Source organism: Streptomyces sp. NPDC088124 (genome assembly GCF_040685895.1).
GTDB lineage: Bacteria > Actinomycetota > Actinomycetes > Streptomycetales > Streptomycetaceae > Streptomyces.
Genome location: NZ_JBFBJB010000010.1, coordinates 76,642 through 97,566 on the forward strand (window position 1 = coordinate 76,642; position 20,925 = coordinate 97,566).

General features: G+C 71.4%; 16 protein-coding genes and 1 pseudogene. 14 read left to right on the forward strand and 3 right to left on the reverse strand.

Features of this window, described 5'->3' with window-relative positions; translation table 11 throughout:
- Window positions 1–64: 64 nt before the first annotated feature.
- The 4 genes from AB0P17_RS10690 to AB0P17_RS10705 all read left to right on the forward strand — a co-directional run bounded on the left by AB0P17_RS10690 (window position 65) and on the right by AB0P17_RS10705 (window position 5,102).
- A complete protein-coding gene (locus tag AB0P17_RS10690; RefSeq protein WP_365809562.1) occupies window positions 65–1,156 on the forward strand; it encodes an ABC transporter ATP-binding protein in 1,092 nt (363 codons plus the stop codon).
- Window positions 1,153–2,199: an ABC transporter substrate-binding protein gene (locus tag AB0P17_RS10695; protein ID WP_365809564.1), complete on the forward strand. Its 1,047-nt coding sequence runs from the start codon at window positions 1,153–1,155 to the stop codon at window positions 2,197–2,199. Before AB0P17_RS10690 ends, AB0P17_RS10695 begins: the two co-directional genes overlap by 4 nt.
- A complete protein-coding gene (locus AB0P17_RS10700) occupies window positions 2,196–3,293 on the forward strand; it encodes a nucleoside hydrolase (protein WP_365809565.1) in 1,098 nt (365 codons plus the stop codon). The genes AB0P17_RS10695 and AB0P17_RS10700 overlap by 4 nt, the downstream gene beginning before the upstream one ends.
- Before the next feature lie 120 nt (window positions 3,294–3,413).
- Window positions 3,414–5,102 carry an adenine deaminase C-terminal domain-containing protein gene (locus AB0P17_RS10705; RefSeq protein WP_365809567.1) on the forward strand — a complete coding sequence of 563 codons (1,689 nt, stop codon included), beginning with the start codon at window positions 3,414–3,416 and terminating at the stop codon, window positions 5,100–5,102.
- Between the two features lie 59 nt (window positions 5,103–5,161).
- On the opposite strand, the gene AB0P17_RS10710 is transcribed toward AB0P17_RS10705, so the two are convergent.
- On the reverse strand, window positions 5,162–5,794 hold the full coding sequence (locus AB0P17_RS10710) for an NAD(P)H-dependent oxidoreductase (protein ID WP_365809569.1): 633 nt from the start codon (window positions 5,792–5,794) through the stop codon (window positions 5,162–5,164).
- Between the two features lie 142 nt (window positions 5,795–5,936).
- Here AB0P17_RS10710 and AB0P17_RS10715 point away from each other — a divergent pair, with 142 nt between their 5' ends.
- Entirely contained in the window at window positions 5,937–6,590 is a 654-nt protein-coding gene (locus AB0P17_RS10715; RefSeq protein WP_365809571.1) for a helix-turn-helix domain-containing protein, read from the forward strand.
- Between the two features lie 103 nt (window positions 6,591–6,693).
- On the opposite strand, the pseudogene AB0P17_RS10720 reads toward AB0P17_RS10715, so the two are convergent.
- Window positions 6,694–7,794 (reverse strand): annotated as a pseudogene (locus AB0P17_RS10720) (pectate lyase); the annotation flags it as partial.
- 764 nt (window positions 7,795–8,558) lie between these two features.
- Here AB0P17_RS10720 and AB0P17_RS10725 point away from each other — a divergent pair.
- The 9 genes from AB0P17_RS10725 (at window position 8,559) to AB0P17_RS10765 (ending at window position 19,529) form a co-directional block, all read left to right on the forward strand.
- Window positions 8,559–8,972: an SHOCT domain-containing protein gene (locus AB0P17_RS10725; protein ID WP_365809573.1), complete on the forward strand. Its 414-nt coding sequence runs from the start codon at window positions 8,559–8,561 to the stop codon at window positions 8,970–8,972.
- A 1,256-nt stretch (window positions 8,973–10,228) separates the two neighbouring features.
- Window positions 10,229–11,032, forward strand: coding sequence for an SDR family oxidoreductase (locus tag AB0P17_RS10730; RefSeq protein ID WP_365809575.1), 804 nt, complete (start codon window positions 10,229–10,231; stop codon window positions 11,030–11,032).
- Between the two features lie 96 nt (window positions 11,033–11,128).
- Window positions 11,129–12,142, forward strand: coding sequence for an ABC transporter permease (locus AB0P17_RS10735; protein ID WP_365809576.1), 1,014 nt, complete (start codon window positions 11,129–11,131; stop codon window positions 12,140–12,142).
- A gap of 188 nt (window positions 12,143–12,330) precedes the next feature.
- Complete coding sequence (locus AB0P17_RS10740; protein WP_365809578.1) at window positions 12,331–13,302, forward strand: sugar ABC transporter substrate-binding protein; 972 nt, start codon at window positions 12,331–12,333, stop codon at window positions 13,300–13,302.
- A gap of 21 nt (window positions 13,303–13,323) precedes the next feature.
- Window positions 13,324–14,829 (forward strand): sugar ABC transporter ATP-binding protein, encoded by a 1,506-nt coding sequence (locus tag AB0P17_RS10745; protein ID WP_365809580.1) that lies wholly within the window; start codon window positions 13,324–13,326, stop codon window positions 14,827–14,829.
- Window positions 14,830–15,243: 414 nt separating this feature from the next.
- Complete coding sequence (locus AB0P17_RS10750) at window positions 15,244–16,137, forward strand: transketolase (protein ID WP_365809582.1); 894 nt, start codon at window positions 15,244–15,246, stop codon at window positions 16,135–16,137.
- Window positions 16,134–17,099, forward strand: a complete 966-nt coding sequence (locus AB0P17_RS10755) for a transketolase C-terminal domain-containing protein (protein ID WP_365809584.1) — start codon at window positions 16,134–16,136, stop codon at window positions 17,097–17,099. Before AB0P17_RS10750 ends, AB0P17_RS10755 begins: the two co-directional genes overlap by 4 nt.
- On the forward strand, window positions 17,096–18,604 hold the full coding sequence (locus AB0P17_RS10760; RefSeq protein ID WP_365809586.1) for an FGGY family carbohydrate kinase: 1,509 nt from the start codon (window positions 17,096–17,098) through the stop codon (window positions 18,602–18,604). The genes AB0P17_RS10755 and AB0P17_RS10760 overlap by 4 nt, the downstream gene beginning before the upstream one ends.
- Window positions 18,605–18,755: 151 nt before the next feature.
- On the forward strand, window positions 18,756–19,529 hold the full coding sequence (locus tag AB0P17_RS10765) for an SDR family oxidoreductase (RefSeq protein WP_365809587.1): 774 nt from the start codon (window positions 18,756–18,758) through the stop codon (window positions 19,527–19,529).
- Between the two features lie 251 nt (window positions 19,530–19,780).
- Here the strand turns inward: AB0P17_RS10765 and AB0P17_RS10770 are convergent, their stop codons facing one another.
- The gene (locus AB0P17_RS10770) at window positions 19,781–20,734 is read right to left on the reverse strand and encodes a sugar-binding transcriptional regulator (RefSeq protein WP_365809589.1); all 954 of its coding nucleotides are present in this window, start codon (window positions 20,732–20,734) and stop codon (window positions 19,781–19,783) included.
- Window positions 20,735–20,925: the final 191 nt, after the last annotated feature.

Consider the following 20,925-nt stretch of genomic DNA (forward strand, 5'->3'; position numbering starts at 1 on the left):
CGACAACAGGAGCGACCGGAGCGCCCAGGGCGACCGGAGCGACGGGAGCGACAGGAGTACTTCGATGAAGCCAGTGGTTCAACTCGAATCGGTCCACCGGGAGTTCGGCGGGACCGCGGCGGTCCGGGACCTCGATCTGACCGTGCGCCGCGGGGAGTTCACCGCGCTCATCGGTCCCAGCGGCTGCGGCAAGACCACCACCCTGCGCATGATCGCCGGGTTCCTGGAGCCCACCGCCGGCCGCATCCTGCTGGAGGGCGAGGACGCCACCCGGCTCCCGGCCGAGCGCCGCAACATCGGCATGGTCTTCCAGTCGTACGCGCTCTTCCCGCACATGACCGTGGAGAAGAACGTCGCCTTCGGACTGAAGATGCGAGGCGTCCCGGACGACGAGCGGCGCACCCGGACGGGCGAGGCGCTGGAGATGGTCGGCCTCTCCCACCTCTCCGGCCGCAAGCCGAAGCAGCTCTCCGGCGGCCAGCAGCAGCGCATCGCGCTCGCCCGCGCCATCGCCGTACGCCCCTCCGTCCTGCTCCTGGACGAGCCGCTGTCCAACCTCGACGCGCGGCTGCGGATCCAGATGCGCCAGGAGCTCGCCCGTATCCAGCAGGAGACCGGGCTCACCGCGATCCTCGTCACCCATGACCAGGAGGAGGCGCTGGAGCTGGCCGACAGCATGGTCATCCTCAACCAGGGGACCGTCGCCCAGCAGGGCGCCCCGCGCGAGGTGTTCCGCGCCCCCGCGAGCCGCTTCGTCGCCGAATTCCTCGGCTACGACAACTTCGTCGAGCTGCCGGACGGCCGTACGGTCACCATCCGCCCGGAGCACGTCGGGGTGCTGGCCGCCGAGGCCCCGGCACCCGCCGGCGGCACCACGGTCGACGCCACCCTGACCGCCGTACGGTTCCGCGGCACCGACTGTGTCGTCACCGCCGCGTCCCAGGGCCGCACCGTCCTGGCCACCAGCACCGACTTCGGGCTGAGCGCCGGGCGGCGGGTGCGCCTGCACCTCCCCGCCGAACACGCCGTGGACCTGCCCGCCGAACCCGCCAAGCCCGCCGAGCCCGCCGGGGACCTCCCCGCGACGCACGCCGTAGACCTCCCCGCGACGCACGCCGCGGACCTCCCCCAGAGCCAGGAGACTCCCACGCCATGAGGCGACTCGCCGTCACCACCGCCGCCACCCTGCTGATCCTGCCACTCGCCGGCTGCGCCGGCTCCGCCGCCGGAGAGCAGGATCCCAAGAAGCTGACCGTCTCCACCTTCGGTTTCGGCGCCGACCTGTTCGAGAAGAACATCGTCAAGCCGTTCGAGAAGGAGACCGGCATCGAGGTCGAGATCGAGAGCGGAGCCAACGCCGAGCGGCTCACCAAGCTCAGGATCAACCGCTCCAACCCGACGGTCGACGTCGTCATGATCTCCGACCTGTTCGCCCGGATGGGCCGCGAGCAGGGGCTGTTCGACAAGGTCGACGCGTCGGCCCTGCCCAACCTGGCGAAGATCCACGATTTCGCCAAGGACGAGGACGGCTACGCCCCCGCGTACACCTACCAGTTGCTCGGCATGCTCTACCGCACCGACAAGGTCGACAAGGCACCCGGCATCAAGGACCTGTGGGACGCCGGGAACAAGGGGCGGATCGCCCTCCCCGACATCTCGACCAGCGCCGGGGTGCCCTTCCTCTACAGCACCGCGGCGACGTACGGCTCCGGCCCCGGGGACACCGACACGGCGTTCGAGAAGCTCGCCGCCAACTCCCCCAACGTACTGAAGTACTTCAACCGCAGCACCGAACTCGTCAGCCTGCTCGACCGGGGCGAGGTGGAGATGGCCCCGGCCCTCGACCTCTTCGCCATCGACTCGGTCACGGCGGGCAAGCCGATCGCCTGGGCGCCCCTCGACAAGGGGCGTTACGTGGTCTCCAACACCGCGCAGCTGGTGAAGGGCGCCCACAACAAGGCGGGCGCGGAGAAGTTCATCGACTACCTGCTGTCGAAGGAGGTCCAGGAGAAGGCCGCGGCCACCTTCCACGACAAGCCGGTCAACAAGGACGCCACGATCCCGGCGGCGATCACCGAGGTGGTGGGCGAGGCGGCCGCCGACCCGGCGGCGAACGGCTTCACCACCCCCGATCTGAAGCTGGCCGCCGAGAACAACGACAAGTGGGTCGACCGCTTCCAGCGCGAGGTGTCCGGATGAGCCACCCGCGGACGCCCCGCTCCGAAACGCCTGGCCCTGAGGCGGGCCGCTCCGAGACACCCCGCTCCGGGACCGCCCTCCCGGAGGCGGCGCCCCCTGAGGCGCCCCGCCCGGAGCCCGTCGTCATCGACTGCGATCCCGGCATCGACGACGCCGTCGCCCTCCTGCTGGCCTTCGCCTCACCCGAACTCGACGTCACCGGCATCACCACCGTCGCCGGGAACGTGGGCATCGGACAGGTCGTCGACAACGCGCTGCGCCTCTGCGATCTGATCGGCGCACAGCCGGACCTGCCGGTGGCGCGCGGCCATGCGGGCCCCCTCGCCCGCGCCGTCCGGGTCCCGGACGAACCCGTGCACGGCGAGGGCGGACTCGGCGGCGTCCGGCTGCCTCCGTCGGCGCGGGCGGCGCACCCGGACCACGCCGTCGCCTGGCTCGCGGCGCGGTTGCGCGCCTGTCGGCCCGGGGGCCTCACGCTGATCGCCACCGCGCCGCTCACCAATGTCGCGGCGCTGCTGCACGCCCACCCGGAGGCCGCCCCCTCGATCAAGGAGATCGTGGTGATGGGCGGGGCGGCCTTCGCCCCGGGCAATGTCACGCCGTCGGCCGAGTTCAACTTCTTCGCCGATCCCGAGGCGGCCCGGTTCGTGACCGAGGCCGGGGTGCCGCTGCGGATCGTCGGACTCGACGTGACCCGCGCGGCGCTGACGACGCGGTCCGACATCGACCGGCTGCTGGCCGACGGCGGGCCGGTCACCGGCGCGGCGGGCCGGATGCTCGACCACCTGGCCACGCGGTACGCGCGGCGCCACGGCGTCGACGCCTGCGCGGTCCACGACGCGCTGGCGGTGGCCGCCGCCGTACGCCCGGACCTGATCGAGTGGACCGACGCGTGGGTGACGGTGGAGTGCGGGGGTGAGTTCTCCCGCGGCAAGCTGATCGCCGATGTGCACGGCCGCACCGGGTTCGCGCCCAACGCCAAGGTGGCCACCGGGGTGGACGCCGACGCCTTCCGCGCCTTCCTGATCTCCCGGCTGCTGCGTACGTACGGGGCCGACGCGCCCGGGAGCGGGCCGCCGGCCGCCCCGGCCTGATCCGCCGCGCGCGCCCCGGGCATGCCGCGGCCGACGCCGTCACGCCCACCGAAGCCGCCCACCGAAGCTGTCGACCGAAGCTGTCGACCGAAGCCGGTCGACCGAACGAGAGAACCCTCGATGCCTGCGCCCAGCCACTGCGACCTGCTGATCCGCGGAGCCCGCGTGGTCTCCGTACACACCGGGGAACTGACCGCCGCCGACGTCGCGATCACCGGCGACCTGATCCGCGCCCTGCTCCGTCCCGGCACCCGGATCGAGGCCGCGCGCGTCATCGACGCCGACGGGCTGCTGGTGGCGCCCGGCTACATCGACGCGCACATGCACATCGAGAGCTCGCTGCTCGCCCCGCGCGAGTTCGCCAGGATCACGCTGCCCCGCGGCACCACGACGGTCCTCGCCGACCCGCACGAGATCGTCAACGTCGCCGGGCGCGCGGCCATGGCGTGGATGATCGAACAGGGCCGTGGCGCCCGGCAGTCCATGCTGTGGGCGGTGCCCTCCTGCGTACCGGCCCTGGAGGGGTTCGAGACGGCGGGGGCGGCGCTGGGCGCCGACGACATCGCCGAGATGCTGGACTGGGAGGGCGTCACCACGCTCGGCGAGGTGATGGACTACCGGGCCGTGGTCGACGGCGGCGAGCGGATGCGCGAGATCGTCGCCGCGGCCCGTGCCAAGGGCGTACGGCTGGACGGGCACTGCCCCAACCTGTCCGGCGACGACCTGGGCGAGTACCTGTGGGCGGGCATCGACTCCGACCACACCAAGAACTCCCCGGAGGTCGCGGTCGAGAAGGCCCGGCTCGGGATGCTGCTGATGCTCCAGGAGAAGTGCCTCACCCCGGAGTTGGTGAGCAGCCTCGCCGCGCTGCCCGTCCTGCCCGACTTCTGCCTGGTCACCGATGATCTCGCGGCCGACGCCATCGTCGGGCGCGGCCACCTCGACCACATCGCGCGGGTCGCCGTCGGCGCCGGGATGGACCCGCTGACGGCGCTGCGCGCGCTGACCCTGCACCCGGCCCGCCGCCTCGGCCTGGACGACCGGGGCGTGGTGGCGCCCGGCCGGCGCGCGGACCTGGTGCTCCTGCGCGACCTGGCCGACTTCACCCCCGTCACGGTCGTCTGTGGCGGTGAGCCGGTCGAGGAGAGCGCCCCCGCGGAGCTGTCCGGCAACCCGTTCGCCGACTCCGTCCACCTCGGCCCACTGACGGCGGACGACCACGCGTGGACCGTGGACCTGCCGGACGGCGAGCACACCTTCCGGGCCCTGCGGGTCAATCCCGTGGACACCTTCACCGAACCGGCCGAGGTCGTCCTGCCCGTACGGGACGGCGTCGTGCGCTGGGAGGGCCGGACGGCCGTACTGACCGTCTTCGAACGCCACCACCGCAGCGGGCGGCGCGCGACGGCGCCGGTGGTCGGCTTCGACCTGTCGGACGGGGCCGCGGCCACCACGTACGCGCACGACAGCCACAACCTGACGGTGATCGCCACGACCCCCGCGGCGCTGCGCGAGGCCGCCAACCGGGTCATCGGCTCGGGCGGCGGGATCTGTGTGGTCGCCGCGGGCCAGGAGCCGGTGCATCTGCCGCTGCCGGTGGCCGGGGTCCTGTCCGACCGCCCCGCCGAAGAGGTCTCGCGGGGCGCGGCCGCGATCCGCGACGCCCTGCACAGCTGGGGCTGGGCGCACCGGAACGCGTTCATGTCCCTCTCGACCATGACGCTGCCGGTCTCCCCGCAGGTGAAACTGACGGACCTGGGTCTGGTACGGGTGGTCGACCGCGCCTGGGAGCCCGCCGTCCTGACGTGAGCACGGCGCCGGTCTGAACCAGCCTGCCCCCCTGTCAGGAGCAGGCTGGTTCAGGACGGTCAGTTGCCGGCGAGGACCCGGCCGGCGTCGCGGGCGGCGGCCCGGGCCTGGGTGTGCTGCTCCTCGGCGAGGTCCCGCAGGCTCTCCATGGCCGGGTTGGTGGCCGCGAGGGTCAGCTCACGCTTGACGAGGGTGAGGTCGGCCTCCCAGATGTCGCCGACCACGCGCTCCAGGTACGGGGTGGAGTGGTCCCAGCCCTCGCGCGGGGTGCCGGGGCCGTAGCCGCCGCCGAGGGTGGTGACCAGAAGGGTGGGGGTGCCCTTCAGCAGCGGGGCGGTGGGCCCCGCGCCCGCGATGACCAGATCGGCCCAGGTCTTGAAGTGCTGCGAGACACCGTAGTTGTAGAGCGGCACGGCCAGGATCACGGTGTCCGCGTTCTCCAGCTCCCCGGCCAGCTCGGCGGCGAGGGCGAGCGCCTCGCGCTGCCCCGGGGTGTGGTCCGCCTCGGGGGTGAACCCGGCGGTGGTGGCGTGGGCCCAGGCGTCCGCGGCCAGCGGGTCGGTGCCCAGGTGGCGCCGGGTGATCGTGCCCTGGGGGTGTGCGGCGGTCCACTCGGCCTCGGCGAGGTCGGCGAGCTGGGCGCTGTGGGAGGCACCGGGCAGGATGCTGGCGTCCAGGCGGAACAGGTTCATGTACGTGACTCCTTGAGGCGGGCAGTCCGCGGCTGCGGGCATGGCGGGGTACGGCGGGCCCGGGTGTCGTCCGGCGCCGCGCGACACCCGCCAGCATAAACGGACTTCACCCCGGTTATGTTCCAGAGGGTAGATTGGCCGTGTGAACCGGCCTGTAGTGCCCTTCGGGAAGCCGCGTGGGGAACGCGCCGACGCGGTGCGCAATCGCGAGCGCCTGCTGGAGACCGCGCGCGAGATGCTCGCGGAGCACGGCGCGGAAAGGCTGACCATGGACGGCCTGGCCGAACGCGCCGGGCTGGGCAAGGGCACCGTCTTCCGCCGCTTCGGCACCCGCGCCGGAATCTTCCGCGCCCTGCTGGAGGACGACGAGCGCCGCTTCCAGGAGCAGGTGCTGTCCGGCCCGCCGCCGCTCGGGCCGGGCGCCGACCCCAAGGACCGCCTGATCGCCTACGGCCGCGCCCGTATCCCCTTCCTCCTGCACCACCACGTCATCGCACGGGCCGCGATGGAGCGGGGCGGGCCGACGCCCGAGAGCGGGGTCAACATGACCCGGCTCCACATCCGTATGCTCCTCGGCCGGACCTGCGGGGACATGCCCGAGCTGGACAGCCTCACCCTCCAGCTCGCGGCGGCCCTGGAGGGTCCCCTGCTGCTCTACGTCTCCACGGCCGCCCCCGCCGCACCGCCGGCCCCGGGCACCGCCGACCATCTCGTCAACAGCTGGCAGGCGCTCATCGAATGCGTCACCGGACGACACCGCGCGGGCCTGCCCCCGGATGAGCCCGCCGCGCGGTGACCGCCGTGACTCCGGCCGGCCGGCGCCGTGCCGGACGGCCGGAGCGTCGGCGATACGGCACGACCCGCGTCGCGGTGTCCGGAATCCACTCCTCCCGGCGCTAGCAACTGCCGTTCGACACCTGCAGCCCCTTGCCCGCTCCGGCCGTCCGGCTCACGATGTTCGGCACGCAGGCCGTCGCGTCGAGGCTGTAGGAGTACGGGATGCTGACCGTGGTGTTGGACTGCGGGTTGGGCCCGGCGGGCTTGTTCTCGCTGCCGGGGGTGGACCAGGTGACGTTGTCGAACGTGTTGCCGGAGACCTGCCAGTAGCCGACCGTGTCGGTGTAGAAGGTGCCGAGGACGTCCTTGGAGTCCTTGAAGTAGTTGTTGTCCACCTTGGCCCGGGCCCCGGCACGGGAGTTGATGCCGGATTCGTTGAGCCGCACGTAGTGGTTGTTGTACATGTGGGCGATGCCGCCCCGCAGCAGGGGCGCGCGGGAGTCGATGTTCTCGTACCGGTTGTGGTGGTACGAGATGAAGCCGTTCGAGACCTCGGTCTCACTGGATCCGACGAGACCGCCGCGGCCGGAGTTGCGCAGGATGCTGTAGGACAGGGTCACGTACTGAGTGTTGTCCTTCATGTCGAAGAGGCCGTCGAACCCCTCCGACTCGCCGCCCGACGCCTCCAGGGTGGTGTGGTCGACCCAGATGTTGCGGACGTTGCGCTCCATACCGATGGCGTCGCCCCCGTTGGACGTGGGCGAGCCGGACTTCTTGACGTTCCGCACGGTCACGTTCTGGATGATGATGTTCTTGGAGTCCCTGATGTGGATGCCGAGTTGGTCGAAGACGGCTCCGCCGCCGACCCCCAGGATCGTGACGTTGCTGATCTCCTTGAGCTCGATCACCCCGGCGGCGGTGTTGCAGCTGCTGCCCGACACCTTGCTGGTGTTGCCGTGGTTGATGGTCCCCTCGACCTCGATGGTGATCGGGGTGCTGCTGCTGGCCCGACCGCACAGGGCCTGGTGGATCGCGGTGCCCGTGGTGGCCCGTACGGTCGCTCCGCCCGCCCCGCCGGTGGTCCCGCCGTTCTGGGTCGCGTAACCGGTGGCGCTGCCGACCGCGACCGCGTCCGTGGGCGTCGAGACCACCACACCGGTGGCGGCCGCGAGGGCCGCGGTGGCCAGCGCCGCGTAGAGGCGCAGTGAGACTGGTTTCCTCATGCTCGTTCTCTCCTTGGTCGTCTTGGAATACCGAGCGCGCAACATGTCATGACCATGCCAATTCAGCACCGGATCTCTCCGGCCAGGCCCCGCTCGGCCCCCTTACGGGTGCTCTTCTTCGGTGCGATCAAGCCGGTCGTTCGTGCGCGGCCCGAACCCGCGCGACCGGCTTCCCGTCACAGGAAGCCGTCGCCGCCGAGACCGTGCCGGACGGCGCGATGCGTCTTCGTCATGGCGTACACCCTTCGCTCCACGACGCGTCGGCGTCCTGAGTGCGACCCCGTGCCGGATCGGTGGCGGCTCCTGCGTGAAGTCGCGGTGGTCTGCCGCGACTTGACTCCCACCGGAACGAGGATCACGAAGGGAGAAAGCGCTTTCGATCGGAGGATAGGGCGGCTTCCGCCGGGCTGGCAAGGTTCTGGACGCCCGCGATACGCGCTCTGTCGCGTCCCCGTGGCGGCCGCGTCGCAGGATGCCCACCGCAGGGCCCCGTATCCGGTGGCCGCCGACCCACCTGGCGATGCGCGGCGAGGGAGACGACAATGAAATGGGCCGGATGAAAGCCGCCCGATCAGCCCAGACCCGGAAGCCGGGGGCGAACGGGACATCACGGTATTCCCGAAGGTGCGGCAGGGACACACGTGGTTGCTCATGTGCCGATGGCCGGAGATCGCGGACCACGTCCGCTCACTGTTGTCCCCCGCCCGCATGCGGGCGTCGACCGGTACGGCGGCGCGGCAGACGAAGTGCCATGGAGGCGGACTATGAAGGACTCGATGCTGAACCTGGCGGTGGACTACCCGCTGCTGAACGCGTTCTGGACCATGATGATGATCCTTCTCTGCGTGCTCTGGTTCATGCTGCTCTTCCGCGTCATCGGCGACATCTTCCGGGACGACGAGCTGAGCGGCTGGGGCAAGTCAGGATGGACCATCTTCGTCATCCTGCTGCCCTTCCTCGGCGTGTTCGTGTACCTGATCGCCCGCGGGCGGTCGATGGGCGAGCGCGAGATGAAGCAGGCCCGCCGGAACGAGGAGCAGTTCCGTTCCTACGTACGCCAGAGTGCCGGAACCGGCAGCCAGGCGGAGGAACTGTCGCGGCTCGCCGATCTCAAGAACCACGGCGAGATCACGGCAGCCGAGTTCGAACAGGCCAAGGCCAAGGTCCTCGCGGCCTGATCGGGGCCCCGGCGGCAGTGCCGACGCGTCCCGGAGCCGGAGCCGGACGCAGCCGTGGTCGCGGACGGTGGGGACCGTACGCTCCGACGGACCCGGACGATGTCCGTCCGCTCCGTACTCCGGCCGTCTCCGGCCGTCCGGCTCGCCGACAGGGCGCCGACAGGGCGCCGCCCCTGGGATCCGCCCTGACCTCCTCGGCGTTCACCTTCAGCCAGGTGGCCGTCGCGGAGCGGCGGCACTGAGCATCGCGGACATATCGCGCCGCCGGCGCCGCGATCAGCCGGGACACGGCCGGGGCCACCGGCGCCATGGTGGCTCGTGCACGATGAAGTCGACCTCCGTGCCCAGCATCATGCCGAAGACACCCTCAAGGCAGTTCCGCACGTAGCCGCAACCCTCGCGCGGGGGCCGGATCGCGCCCGTGCGGTGCGTGAGACGTTCCGCCACTTGCCCGGCTCGCCCCCGAAGGCGCGCGGCCGGACCGCGGAGCGTCACGCGCCCGAGCGCCTCCGAGCGCGTCCGTGACCGTACCGCCTCGCGGCCCACAGCTCCTCTTCGCCCCGCGTCCGCGGCCCGCCGCCGCCGTCGCGGCACACCGCCGGCGGACCCGCCGCCCTGGCGGGAAATCGCGGCACCGCACCGCGCCGCCGGTGCCGCACCACACCTGGCGCCAAAGACCGTACTCGCGGCGGGAGTTCACCGGCCACTCGATGCCACTCCCGGTCACCGACGGTGAACGGCCCCGTCCCCCCGCTCACGCCGCCTCCGCCGCGACACCGATCACCGCGTCGCGCGACCAGGACGGGTCCCGCAAAGGCATCGATTCACCCTATTGACACATGGCCGAAACCCACACAGCATGATGAGCGTCGCAATTCATTGCTGAATATTTATTCAGTCGAGCCGTCGCCTACACCCCGCACCTGCACAGCCCCAGCTGTTCCCACCCTCTCCCGCTCGCCACGCCCTTCCGGCTGTCAGCGCGAGACCCGTGGGATTCCAAGGCCCCAGCGATCGAGGACGATCCAGATGCTCACCACAGACCCAGCCGGGACCACGTGTTCCGGGAAGGCGGCATCGCCTCCACCGTACGAGAACCGCCGGCCGGAGGAGACAGGGACGGTGCGCAGGAACACGCACGGCGTCGCCCGCGCCGGGAGCCACCGCGTCCCGACCGGTTCCGGACCGGTCGGCGAGCCGGCCCCGCCCATGGACCCACCGCCCGCTCCGCGCCTTTCCGTCCCTGGAGAACGATCATGGCTTTGACACATTCCCGTCGGTTCGAGGGCAAGACCGTCGTCGTCACCGGGGCGGCACAGGGCATCGGGCTCGGGGTGGCCGCGAGGTTCGCCGGAGAAGGCGCCGACGTCCTGATGCTCGACCTGTCCGCAGCCGTCGAGGAGGCGGCCGAGCAGGTCGCCGCCCAGCACCCCGGCGGCAGCGCGCTCGGCGTTCGCGCGGATGTCACCTCGGCGGACGATGTGGCCCGTGCCTTCGGCATCGCCGACCGGACCGGGGACGGCGTGGACATCCTGGTCAACAACGCCGGCGTGATCACCATCAGCCCGCTGGAGGACCTGACCCTCGCCGACTGGCAGAAGGTCCTCGCCGTCAACACCACCGGCACCTTCCTGTGCGCGCAGGCCGCCGCCGCCGGCATGCGGAAGCACGGACGCGGAGGGCGCATCCTCAACGCGGCCTCGGGTCAGGCACGCCAGGGCTTCGTCTACACACCGCACTACGCGGCCAGCAAGTTCGGGGTCGTGGGGCTCACACAGAGCCTGGCGAAGGAACTCGCCAAGGACCGGATCACCGTCAACGCCTACTGCCCCGGCATCGTCGGCAGCGACATGTGGGACTACAACGACCGCGCCTGGGGCCGGCTGCTCGGTGACTACGAGCCGGGCGAGCTCATGGCCGAGTGGGTCGCGGGCATCCCGCTGGGGCGGGCCGGCACCGCCGACGACGTGGCCGGCCTCGTTCTCTTCCTCGCCTCCGAGGAGGCGGCGTACATCACCGGCCAGACGATCAACGTCGACGGAGGGATGTTCATGAACTAGCGCGTCGCGCGGGTCACGACAGCGTCGGTGACCGAACGCGGTCCCTGCCACCCCTCCCCGACCTGGATGCACACCTTTTACTCTCCGGAGACTGTCATGAGTACGACCAGCAACGCGGCGAAGCCCGTGGACGCACAGCCGGACGAACGACGGCTGAAGGCGCCCTCCTGGGCGACCGGACTGCTCACTGGATCCCGTGGTCCCGCACTCGGGCTTGTCGCCATGTGCGTCGTCTTCTTCATCGCGTCACCGTATTTCCTGACCCAGAACAATCTGCTGAACATCGTCGATCAGGCGGTGATCCTGGGGCTGCTCGCCCTGGGCATGACCGCCGTGATCATCACGGGCGGCATCGACCTCTCGGTCGGCTCCGTACTGGCGCTGGCGACCATGGTGCTCGGGTGGCTCTCCCACGACCAGGGCTGGCCGCTGTTGCCCAGTGCTCTCGTCGCGATCGGTGTCGCCGGAATATGCGGCCTGGTCAACGGACTGGGCATCACCTTCACCAGACTCCCGCCCTTCATCGCCACGCTGGCCATGATGTCGGTCGCCCGCGGCCTGGCCAACGTCATCACCGACGGCCAGCAGATCGTCGGGTACCCGGACTGGTTCGACAACCTCTCCACCACCCGCTACCTCGGCGTCTTCACCATCGTCACCTTCGTGCTCGTCGTGCTGTACATGGCGGGGTGGGCCTACATGCGCTACCGGACCGGCGGGCGCGAGCTGTACGCCATCGGCGGCAGCTCGGAGGTCGCCAGGCTCGCCGGCATCAGCGTGCGGAAGCGGACGATCCTCGTCTACACCGTGACCGGCGTTCTTGTCGGCCTGGCCGGCGTCTTCCTCGCGATGCGTCTCGACTCCTCGCAGCCGAGCGCCGGGACGGGCTACGAGCTCGACGCGATCGCCGCCGTGGTGATCGGCGGCGCGAGCCTGAGCGGCGGTGTCGGCTCGGTCACCGGAACCCTGATCGGCGTCCTGATCATCGGTGTCCTGCACAACGGGCTCAACCTGCTCGGTGTCTCGCCGTTCGTCCAGCAGATCGTCATCGGTCTGGTGATCGCTCTCGCCGTCATGATCGACGTCCTGCGCCGGCGCGAGGCGCGCTGACCGTCCCGGCCCGGTCCGGCCTGCCGCAGGTCCCGGCCGCCGAGTCACCACCGCTCGGGCGTCTCTCTCCCCGACCCGACCCCGACCCCGAGGGACCCACCCGTCCCCCTCTCCACCTCTCCACCTCTCCACCGAACCGACGCTCTCCCCGAGTCGCCGGGACCGCTTCCCGAAGGAGCACCGCCATCATGAAGTCCCCGTACCGCTGGATGGCCACCGGCATCGTGGCCGCCCTCGCCCTCGGCGCCACCGCCTGCAACCGAGCCGGCGCCGACTCCACCACCACCGCCACCGACGGCAAGCCGGTGACGATCGGTCTCGCGGTCGCCAATCTCCAGGCCGACTTCTTCAACCAGATCAAGACGTCCGTCGAGGCCGAAGCCAAGAAGAAGGGCGTCAAGGTCATCGTCGCCGATGCCCGGGGTGACGCCGCGACCCAGGTCAACCAGATACAGGACTTCATCAGCCGTCAGGTCAGCGCGATCGTCTACATTCCCGCGGGCGCCACGGCCGCCGGCGTACCGGTGAAGGCGGCGGAACGCGCGAAGATCCCCGTCATCACGGTCGACCGCAACCCGGCGGACGCGCCGGGCAAGTCCTTCATCGCCACCGACAGCGTCGCCGCCGCCAAGACGCTCGGCGAGTGGGTGATCAAGCAGAAGGACGGCAAGGGCCAACTCGCCGTCCTTCAGGGCCAGATCGGCACCACCCCGCAGGTGGACCGGCAGAAGGGCTTCGGCCAGGCGCTCGCAGAGGCGCCCGGGATCAAGGTGGTCTCGCAGCAGCCCGCCGACTGGGCGCAGGACAAGGCGTACACCGTGTCCCAGGACATGCTCCAGGCCCACCCGGGCATCGACATCCTCTGGGGCCAGGCAGACGCGATGGCTCTGGGCGCCGCGCAGGCCGTCAAGAGCGCCGACGGCAAGAAGCGCCTGATCGTCGGCTTCGACGGCGACGTCGCGGGGCTCAAGGCCGTCCGCAACGGCACCATCGACGCCACCATGGTCCAGCAGACCCAGAAGATGGGACGGATGTCGGTGGACACCGCGCTGGACGTCATCAACGGCAAGAAGGTCCCGGCCACGCAGTTGCAGCCCGCGTTCCTTTTGACCAAGGACGACAGCGCGAAGGCCGACCAGTACATCAAGACCCACCCCTGAGCCTCGGGGAGCGACCGCATCATGACGAACCTCAGCCATGTCACGAGGGACGGGACACCCGAGGGCCTGATCGTCCGGGATGTGTCCAAGCGCTTCGGCGCGACCCAGGCCCTCGACCGGATCGACCTCGACATCCGCCCCGGCGAGGTGGTGGCGCTGCTCGGCGAGAACGGCGCCGGAAAGTCCACCCTGGCCAACATCATCGCCGGCACGCTCGCCTCCGACACCGGGCACATGACCTGGCGGGGACAGCCGTACGAGCCGAAGTCGCCGGGGGACGCCATCACCCACGGCATCGGACTCATCCATCAGGAGATGCGACTGCTGCCGGACCTGTCGGTGGCCGAGAACGTCTTCCTGGGACGCCTCCTCACCCGCGGCGGACGCATCGACCGTGCGGAGATGAACCGCCGCGCGGAGGAACAACTGCACCGTCTCGGGCTGCGCATCTCCCCCACCCGGCTGGTGGGTACCCTGCGCGTGGCGGCGCAGCAGCAGGTCGAGATCGCCAAAGCCCTGACGCTCGACGCGAAGCTGCTCATCCTCGACGAGCCGACGGCCGCCCTGGGCGGCGACGAGACCGACCACCTCTTCGAGCGGATCGACGCGCTGCGCGCGGAAGGCGTGTCCTTCATCTATGTCAGCCACCGCCTTGAGGAGATCGCCCGCATCTGCGACCGCGTCGTGGTGATGCGGGACGGGCAGAGGGTCGCCACCCATGCGACCGCGCAGGTGCCCGTCTCACAGCTGGTCGAGGAGATGGTGGGGCGCAGCGTGGAGCGGATCTTCCCCGACACGGGAGAGCCGGCCGAACGCGAGGTGCTGCGCGTGGCGGGTCTCTCCGGCCCCGCCTTCCATGACGTCTCCTTCAGCGTGCGCGCGGGCGAGGTGTTCGGCATCGCCGGGATCGTCGGCGCCGGGCGCACGGAACTCGTGCGGGCGATCGCCGGAGTCGACACGGTGACCGGGGGAAGTGTCTCGGTCGACGGCCAGGTGCTGAGCCTGCGCGGCCCCCGGGACGCCATCGAGGCGGGAGTGGCCCTCGTACCCGAGGACCGCAAGGGCCAGGGTGCCGTACTCGACCTCTCGATCGGCGACAACGTGGTCCTGCCCAACCTCGACCGGGTCGCCCGGCAGGGCTGGCTGTCGCCGCGGCGTGTCACCGAGGTCGCCACCGAGGCGATCAGGACGATGACCGTCAAGGGACGGGCCGGACAACCGGTGCGGACGCTGTCCGGCGGCAACCAGCAGAAGGTCGTCATCGCCAAGTGGCTGGAGCGCAAGCCCAAGGTCATCATCCTCGACGAGCCCACCCGCGGCATCGACGTGGGTGCGCGGGCCGCCATCTACGAAGTGATCGCGGACCTGGCCCGGTCGGGCATGGCGATCGTGGTGGTCAGCTCCGACCTCGACGAGGTCCTGGGGCTGTCCCACCGCGTGCTGGTCCTCAGCCGAGGACGGCAGCAGGGCATCCTGTCGGCGGAGGAGGCGACGAACTCCGCCGTCATGCATCTCGCCACGGTGTGACCGTCACAACCGTCACAACGGACACAGGACCTCGCTGCCGGCTGCCCACGCCGGTCCTCTCCGGACACGGCGTGGGCGGCCGGCAGCGTCGTCGTCGCCCTGACCGGCACGGGTGGTGCGGGAATACGAAGCGTCCGGCTCACCGGCACGCTCCCGCGCCGAGCACCGTCGGGCGCTCCCGGGCTGCGCCCCCGCGCCCCCACCCCCGCCGCTCGCGGCGAACCTGAGCGTCCACCACGACGGGCCGTCCCCGGATGTCCGTTGCCGGGCCCTCCGGACCGCGGCCAGGACGCGCGCGGTTTCCACGGCGCGCCGGCTCCCTCCCCGGGTGCCCGGTGGCTGGTCCCCTTGACGCATCGGGATTCGCGGGCTTCACTAAATGAATCGCAACGCAGAAGTGAATGGATATTCATCATGGCACTCGCACCAGTCCACGGCGCCACGGCGCGGCTCGCCGACATCAGGCGCGAGCTGCGTGCGGCGTCCCCCACCGAGCGTGCCGCGCGCCTGAGGGAACTGGCCTACTCGATCCGCCGCAGCGATCTGGAAATGATCAGCCGGGCCGGGCAGGGCCACATCGGCGGTGACTACTCCGCCGCCGACATCGTCACCGTGCTGTACTTCGCGGTCCTCGACGTCCGTCCCGAGGAGCCCGAGTGGGCCGAGCGCGACCGGTTCGTCCTCAGCAAGGGCCACGCCGCGGGCATCCTGTACTCCACCCTGGCGCACGCCGGCTTCTTCCCCGAGGCGGAACTGGCCACGTTCATGGAGCCGCTGTCGCCGCTCAACGGCCACCCCAACCGCCGCAAGGTGCCCGGGGTGGAGACCAACACCGGTCCGCTGGGCCACGGCTTCCCGGTCGCCGTGGGGATGGCGGTCGCCGCCAGGCTCGACGGCTCCGGCCGGCGCACCTACGTCGTCACCGGCGATGGCGAGCTGCAGGAGGGAAGCAACTGGGAGGCGGCGATGAGCGCGTCCCAGCAGCGCCTCGGCCGGCTGACCGTGATCGTCGACCGCAACCGCTTCCAGCAGGGCGCCGCCACCGAGGAGACCTCGGGCCTGGACCCGCTGGACGCCAAGTGGGCCTCCTTCGGCTTCGATGTCCGCACCGTGGACGGCCACGACCACGAGGCTCTCCACCAGGCCCTGAGCGAGGAGCGGGCGGTCGACGACCGCCCCCGGTGCCTGATCGCCGACACGGTCAAGGGCAAGGGCGTGTCCTTCATCGAAAACCGCGTCGAGTGGCACCACAAGGTACCCACCACGGACCAGACCGCCGCAGCCCTCAAGGAGCTGACCTCCCGATGAGCACCACCACAGCCGCCGAACTGCACGACTGCCGCAAGACGTTCGCCGAGACGCTGATCGAGCTCGCGGAGAGCGACCCCCGCACCGTGGCCGTCTGCAACGACTCCGTCGGCTCCTCCAACCTCAAGGAGTTCCAGCAGCGCTTCCCGGACCGGCTGATCAATGTCGGCATCGCCGAGCAGTTGATGGTGGGCGCGGGCGCGGGCCTGGCGAACGGCGGCCGCATCCCGTTCGTCTGCGCCGCGGCTCCCTTCCTCACCGGTCGCGCCCTGGAACAGATCAAGGCGGACGTCGCCTACTCGCGCACCAATGTCAAGCTGTGCGCCATGAGCCCCGGCTTCGCCTACGGCCAGCTCGGCCCGACCCACCACGGCGTGGAGGACTTCGCCTGGATGCGCACGCTGCCCGAGATGGTCGTTCTGGCACCGGCCGACCCCGCCGAGACCCGTGAGGCACTGCTCTGGGCCCACCAGTACGACGGGCCCGTCTACCTGCGCATCGGCCGCACCAAGGTGCCGGCCCTGGCCCCCCATGTCCCCTTCGAGGCCGGCCGCGCCGCGTGTCTGCGCGACGGCGGCGACGTCACGCTGATCGGCGTGGGCACGACGGTCTCCGCCACATTGGCCGCCGCCGGAAAGCTGGCCTCCGAGGGGATCGACGCCCGCGTGCTCAACTTCTCCACCGTCAAGCCGCTGGACCAGGAGGCGCTGCTCGCGGCGGCGGGCGAGACCGGCGGCATCGTCACCGTCGAGGAGGCCAACGTCCATGGCGGGCTCGGCAGCGCCGTGGCGGAGTTCCTCGCCGTCCACCACCCCGTGCCGATGAAGCTCCTCGGCGTGCGCGACGAGTTCACCCCGACCGGCAGCCCTGCCTTCCTGTCCGCATACTTCGGCATCGACCCCGAGGCCATCACCCGCTCCGCCCGCGAGCTGACCGGTGCAGGGCGTGGAGCGGCGGCATGAGTGCCGTGGGCCAGGGCACCGTCCTCGCCCTCGACCAGGGCACCAGCGGCACCAAAGGACTTCTCGTCGCGGAGGACGGACGGGTCGTCGCCACCGCGCACCGGCCACTGAGCCAGCGGTACCCCGAGCCCGGGTGGGTGGAGCAGGACCCCACCGACCTGTGGCGCAGCGTCACCGAAGTGGCCGGGGAACTGGCCGCCCGGGCCGCCGCCGCGGGCACGCGCGTCGTCGGACTGGGGCTGAGCGTCCAGCGTGAGGCCGTCCTGGTCTGGGACCCGGACACCGGCGCCGCCCTGTCTCCGCTCATCAGCTGGCAGGACCGGCGCACCGCCGAGCGGTGCGCCGGGCTGGCGGTCTCGGCCGCGGCCGAGCTGATCAGCGGCCGCACCGGCCTGCCGGTCGACCCGATGTTCTCGGCGACCAAGGCCGAGTGGCTGCTGGACCGAATCGACCCGCACCGCGAGCGGGCCGCCACCGGCCGGCTGCGCGTCGGCACGGTCGAGGCCTGGCTGCTGCACCGGCTCACCGGTGGCGCCACCGACGCCACCGAGACCGGCTGTGCCTCCCGTACCCAGCTCGTGCGTCTGGACGACGCGGAGTGGGACCCCTGCCTGCTCGACCTGTTCCGCATTCCCCGCGCGGCACTCCCGCGCATCGCCGCCTCGGACGGAGCGGGCGAGGAACTGGGCCACACCCGGAACGTCCCCGGCCTCACGGACGGCCTGCCGATCGCGGCGGTTCTCGGGGACTCGCACGCCGCGCTCTTCGCGCAGAGCCAGGGGCGCCCTGGCACGGTCAAGGCCACCTACGGCACCGGTGCCTCGCTCATGGTCCTCGACCCGGACGGCCGCCGGCCCGCCGAAGGCATCACCGCCACCCTGGCGTGGCGTCGCACCCGGGACACCGGCGCCGCCCACGCCCTGGAGGCGAACATCGCCTCGGCAGGCACCGCGATCCGCTGGGCCGCCCGGCTGCTCGGCACCGACCCGGCCGGCATCGCCGCCCTGGCGGTCGACGCGAGGGAGGACACCGAGGTGTATCTGGTCCCGGCGTTCTCCGGGCTGGGCGCCCCGTACTGGGACCGCGGCGCCCGTGCGCTGTTGATCGGCATGGACCTCGACACCGGCCCCGCCGAGGTGGCCCGCGCCGCGGTCGAGTCGATGGCCTTCCAGGTGGCCGACACCCTCTCCCGTTTCGACACCGTCCTCGGTGGCACGGTCGCCGAGCTGTGCGCGGACGGCGGCCCGACGGGCAACGACCGCCTCATGGCGCTCCAGGCCGAGCTGATCGGCCGGCCGGTGCGCCGGTCCGGGCGCCCGGAGGTGTCCGCCCTCGGCGTGGCACACCTGGCCGGTATCGCGCTCGGCATGTGGGACGACGCCGACCTGTCCGCTCTCACTCCCCCGGGCACCCGCTTCACCTCGCACGAGGACGACACCTGGCGCGACCGCCGCATGGCGGGCTGGCGCGACGCGGTCGCCCGCTCACGCGGGAAACGGGCCTGACACCGGCCGGGACCGTGGAACCACCCACGAGTCACCGCCGTACCGGCCTCGCACCCCGCCTCCCGTGGGCCTCCACCGACCCGGACGCGGTGCCGGCCCACCCCACCGCTCCACCACCTCGAAAGAGCCGCAACTCCGAAAGGGCCGCACCATGACCTTCACCGCCGAGGCGTTCTCCCTCAAAGGCAAGCCCGCGTTCATCACCGGCGCGGGCAGCGGCATCGGCCGGGCCATCGCCCTGGGCTTCGCCGCCTGCGGCGCCGACGTCGCCTGCTTCGACCGCGACGCCGACGCCGCCCGGGCCACCGCCGAACTGATCAGCACGGCGCACGGCAGGAGCATCGGCATCGCGGGAGACGTCACCTCCCCCGATTCCCTGGCCGAGGCCGTGCGCACCGCCGTCGAGACGCTCGGCCCGATCCGTACCGCGGTCAACTGTGCGGGCGTGGCCGACGCCACCGCCGCCGAGGACATGCCCGCGGAGGACTTCCGCCGCGTCGTCGACATCAACCTCACCGGCGTCTTCCTCAGCGCCCAGGCCGAGGCCCGCGTGATGCTCGCCCAAGGCGGCGGATCGATCATCAACATCGCCTCCATGTCCGGCACCATCGCCAACCGCGGACTGCTGCAGGCCCACTACAACGCCTCCAAAGCGGGCGTCATGCACCTCACCAAGAGCCTGGCCACGGAGTGGGCCGACCGCGGCGTCCGGGTCAACTCGATCAGCCCCGGCTACACCCTGACGCCGATGAACAAGCGGCCCGAGGTGGCCGAGCGTCTCAAGGCGTACGCCGCCGACACCCCTCTGGGCCGTATCGCCGAGGTCGAGGAGATGGCGGGCCCCGCGGTCTTCCTCGCCTCCGACGCCGCGTCCTTCGTGACCGGATGCGACCTGGTCGTCGACGGCGGCTACGTCTGCTGGTGAGCGGTTCCCGGCGCCCGTCACGCCTCAGGGCCCCGTAGGACCCACCCGCGGCCCGCCGGCGGAGCGATATCGCCCGTCGACGGCCAGGTCAAGCTTTGCCCGTCGCGCCGGCCGGGCCGGTCCTCGGCAGCCTGGGCGACAGCCCCGGCCGGCGGCGCGGTGAGAAGTGTCGGCCGCGTGGGCCGCGCCGCCGCGACCCTCCCGGCCGGTACGGCGTCGACGCCGTACCGGCCGGGGCCGTACCCCGGCGATCAGGCCATCAAGGCCGCCGCCGTCTCCTGATCCGTCACCAGCACATCCACCAGGCCACCCACCACGGCCGCCCGGATGGCCCCGTGCTTGCGCCTGCCGCCCGCCACCCCTATCTTCCGGCGGGCGGCGGCAAGCTGCTCACGCGTGATGCCGACGACCCGGGAGTCCAGCTCGGACTCGACCGGCCGGCCCTGAGCGTCGTAGAAGCGCAGGCACACATCGCCCACCGCTCCCAGCTCGGCCAGTCCGGCGCGCTCCTCCTCGGAGAAGGCGTTGCCGCTGCGGGCGAGCGTGCTGGACGGGGTGATCTCTCCGATGCCGACCAGCACCACGTCCAGGTCGCCCAGCTCCCCCAGGGTCGCGGACACGAACGGGTCCTCGCGCAGCGCTTCGGCGCTCTCCGCCGCCCCGGCCACACCGGGCGCCTGCAGATAGACGGCCTCGCCGTTCACCAACTGCGCCAGTTGCCCGGTCATGCGCGAGGCGTGCCCCGCCGCGGCCGGATCACCTATGCCGCCCACCGTCTGGACGATGCGCACATCCTTCAGTCCCGGGACCGGCTGCATCGCCCGCACCATGGCCAGCAGAGTGGCGCTCCACGACGAAATGCCCACGGTCTCGGCCGAGCGCAACGTGGTCTGAAGGTAGTAGGCCGCCGCCGCACCGAGATCGCCGAGCAACATGTGCTCATTGTCCGGAGCGGTGTCCACGACCAGGGCGAGCTTCAGTCCGTACCGCTCCTGCAGTCCGTCCTCCAGGTCCGGGTGGGTACCGGACGGCGGCATCACGGTGATCCGCACGATGCCCCGGTCCTGCGCCTTCTTCAGCAGCCGGGACACCTTCGCCTGCGACAGATCCAGCCGCGCCGCGATCTCCGGCTGCCGCACGCCCTGAAGGTGATACAGCCGGGCCACGTGCGTCATCATCCGCAGTTCCTCGCCGACGACCGCCACGGGACACCTCTTCTGTCGACTCAAGTGATCTCACCGCTGTCCTCGCCGGCACCCGCCGGCGCCTACCTCAACAGCCGCGCATAGATATTCGCACACCGAGGTCGAATCCCGCGGGCACCGGGTCAGGAACCCGCGAAGGGGCGGGCGTGAGCGGCCGGCCCAGGGCTCACCGCGCTCCCAGCGGGCGAAGA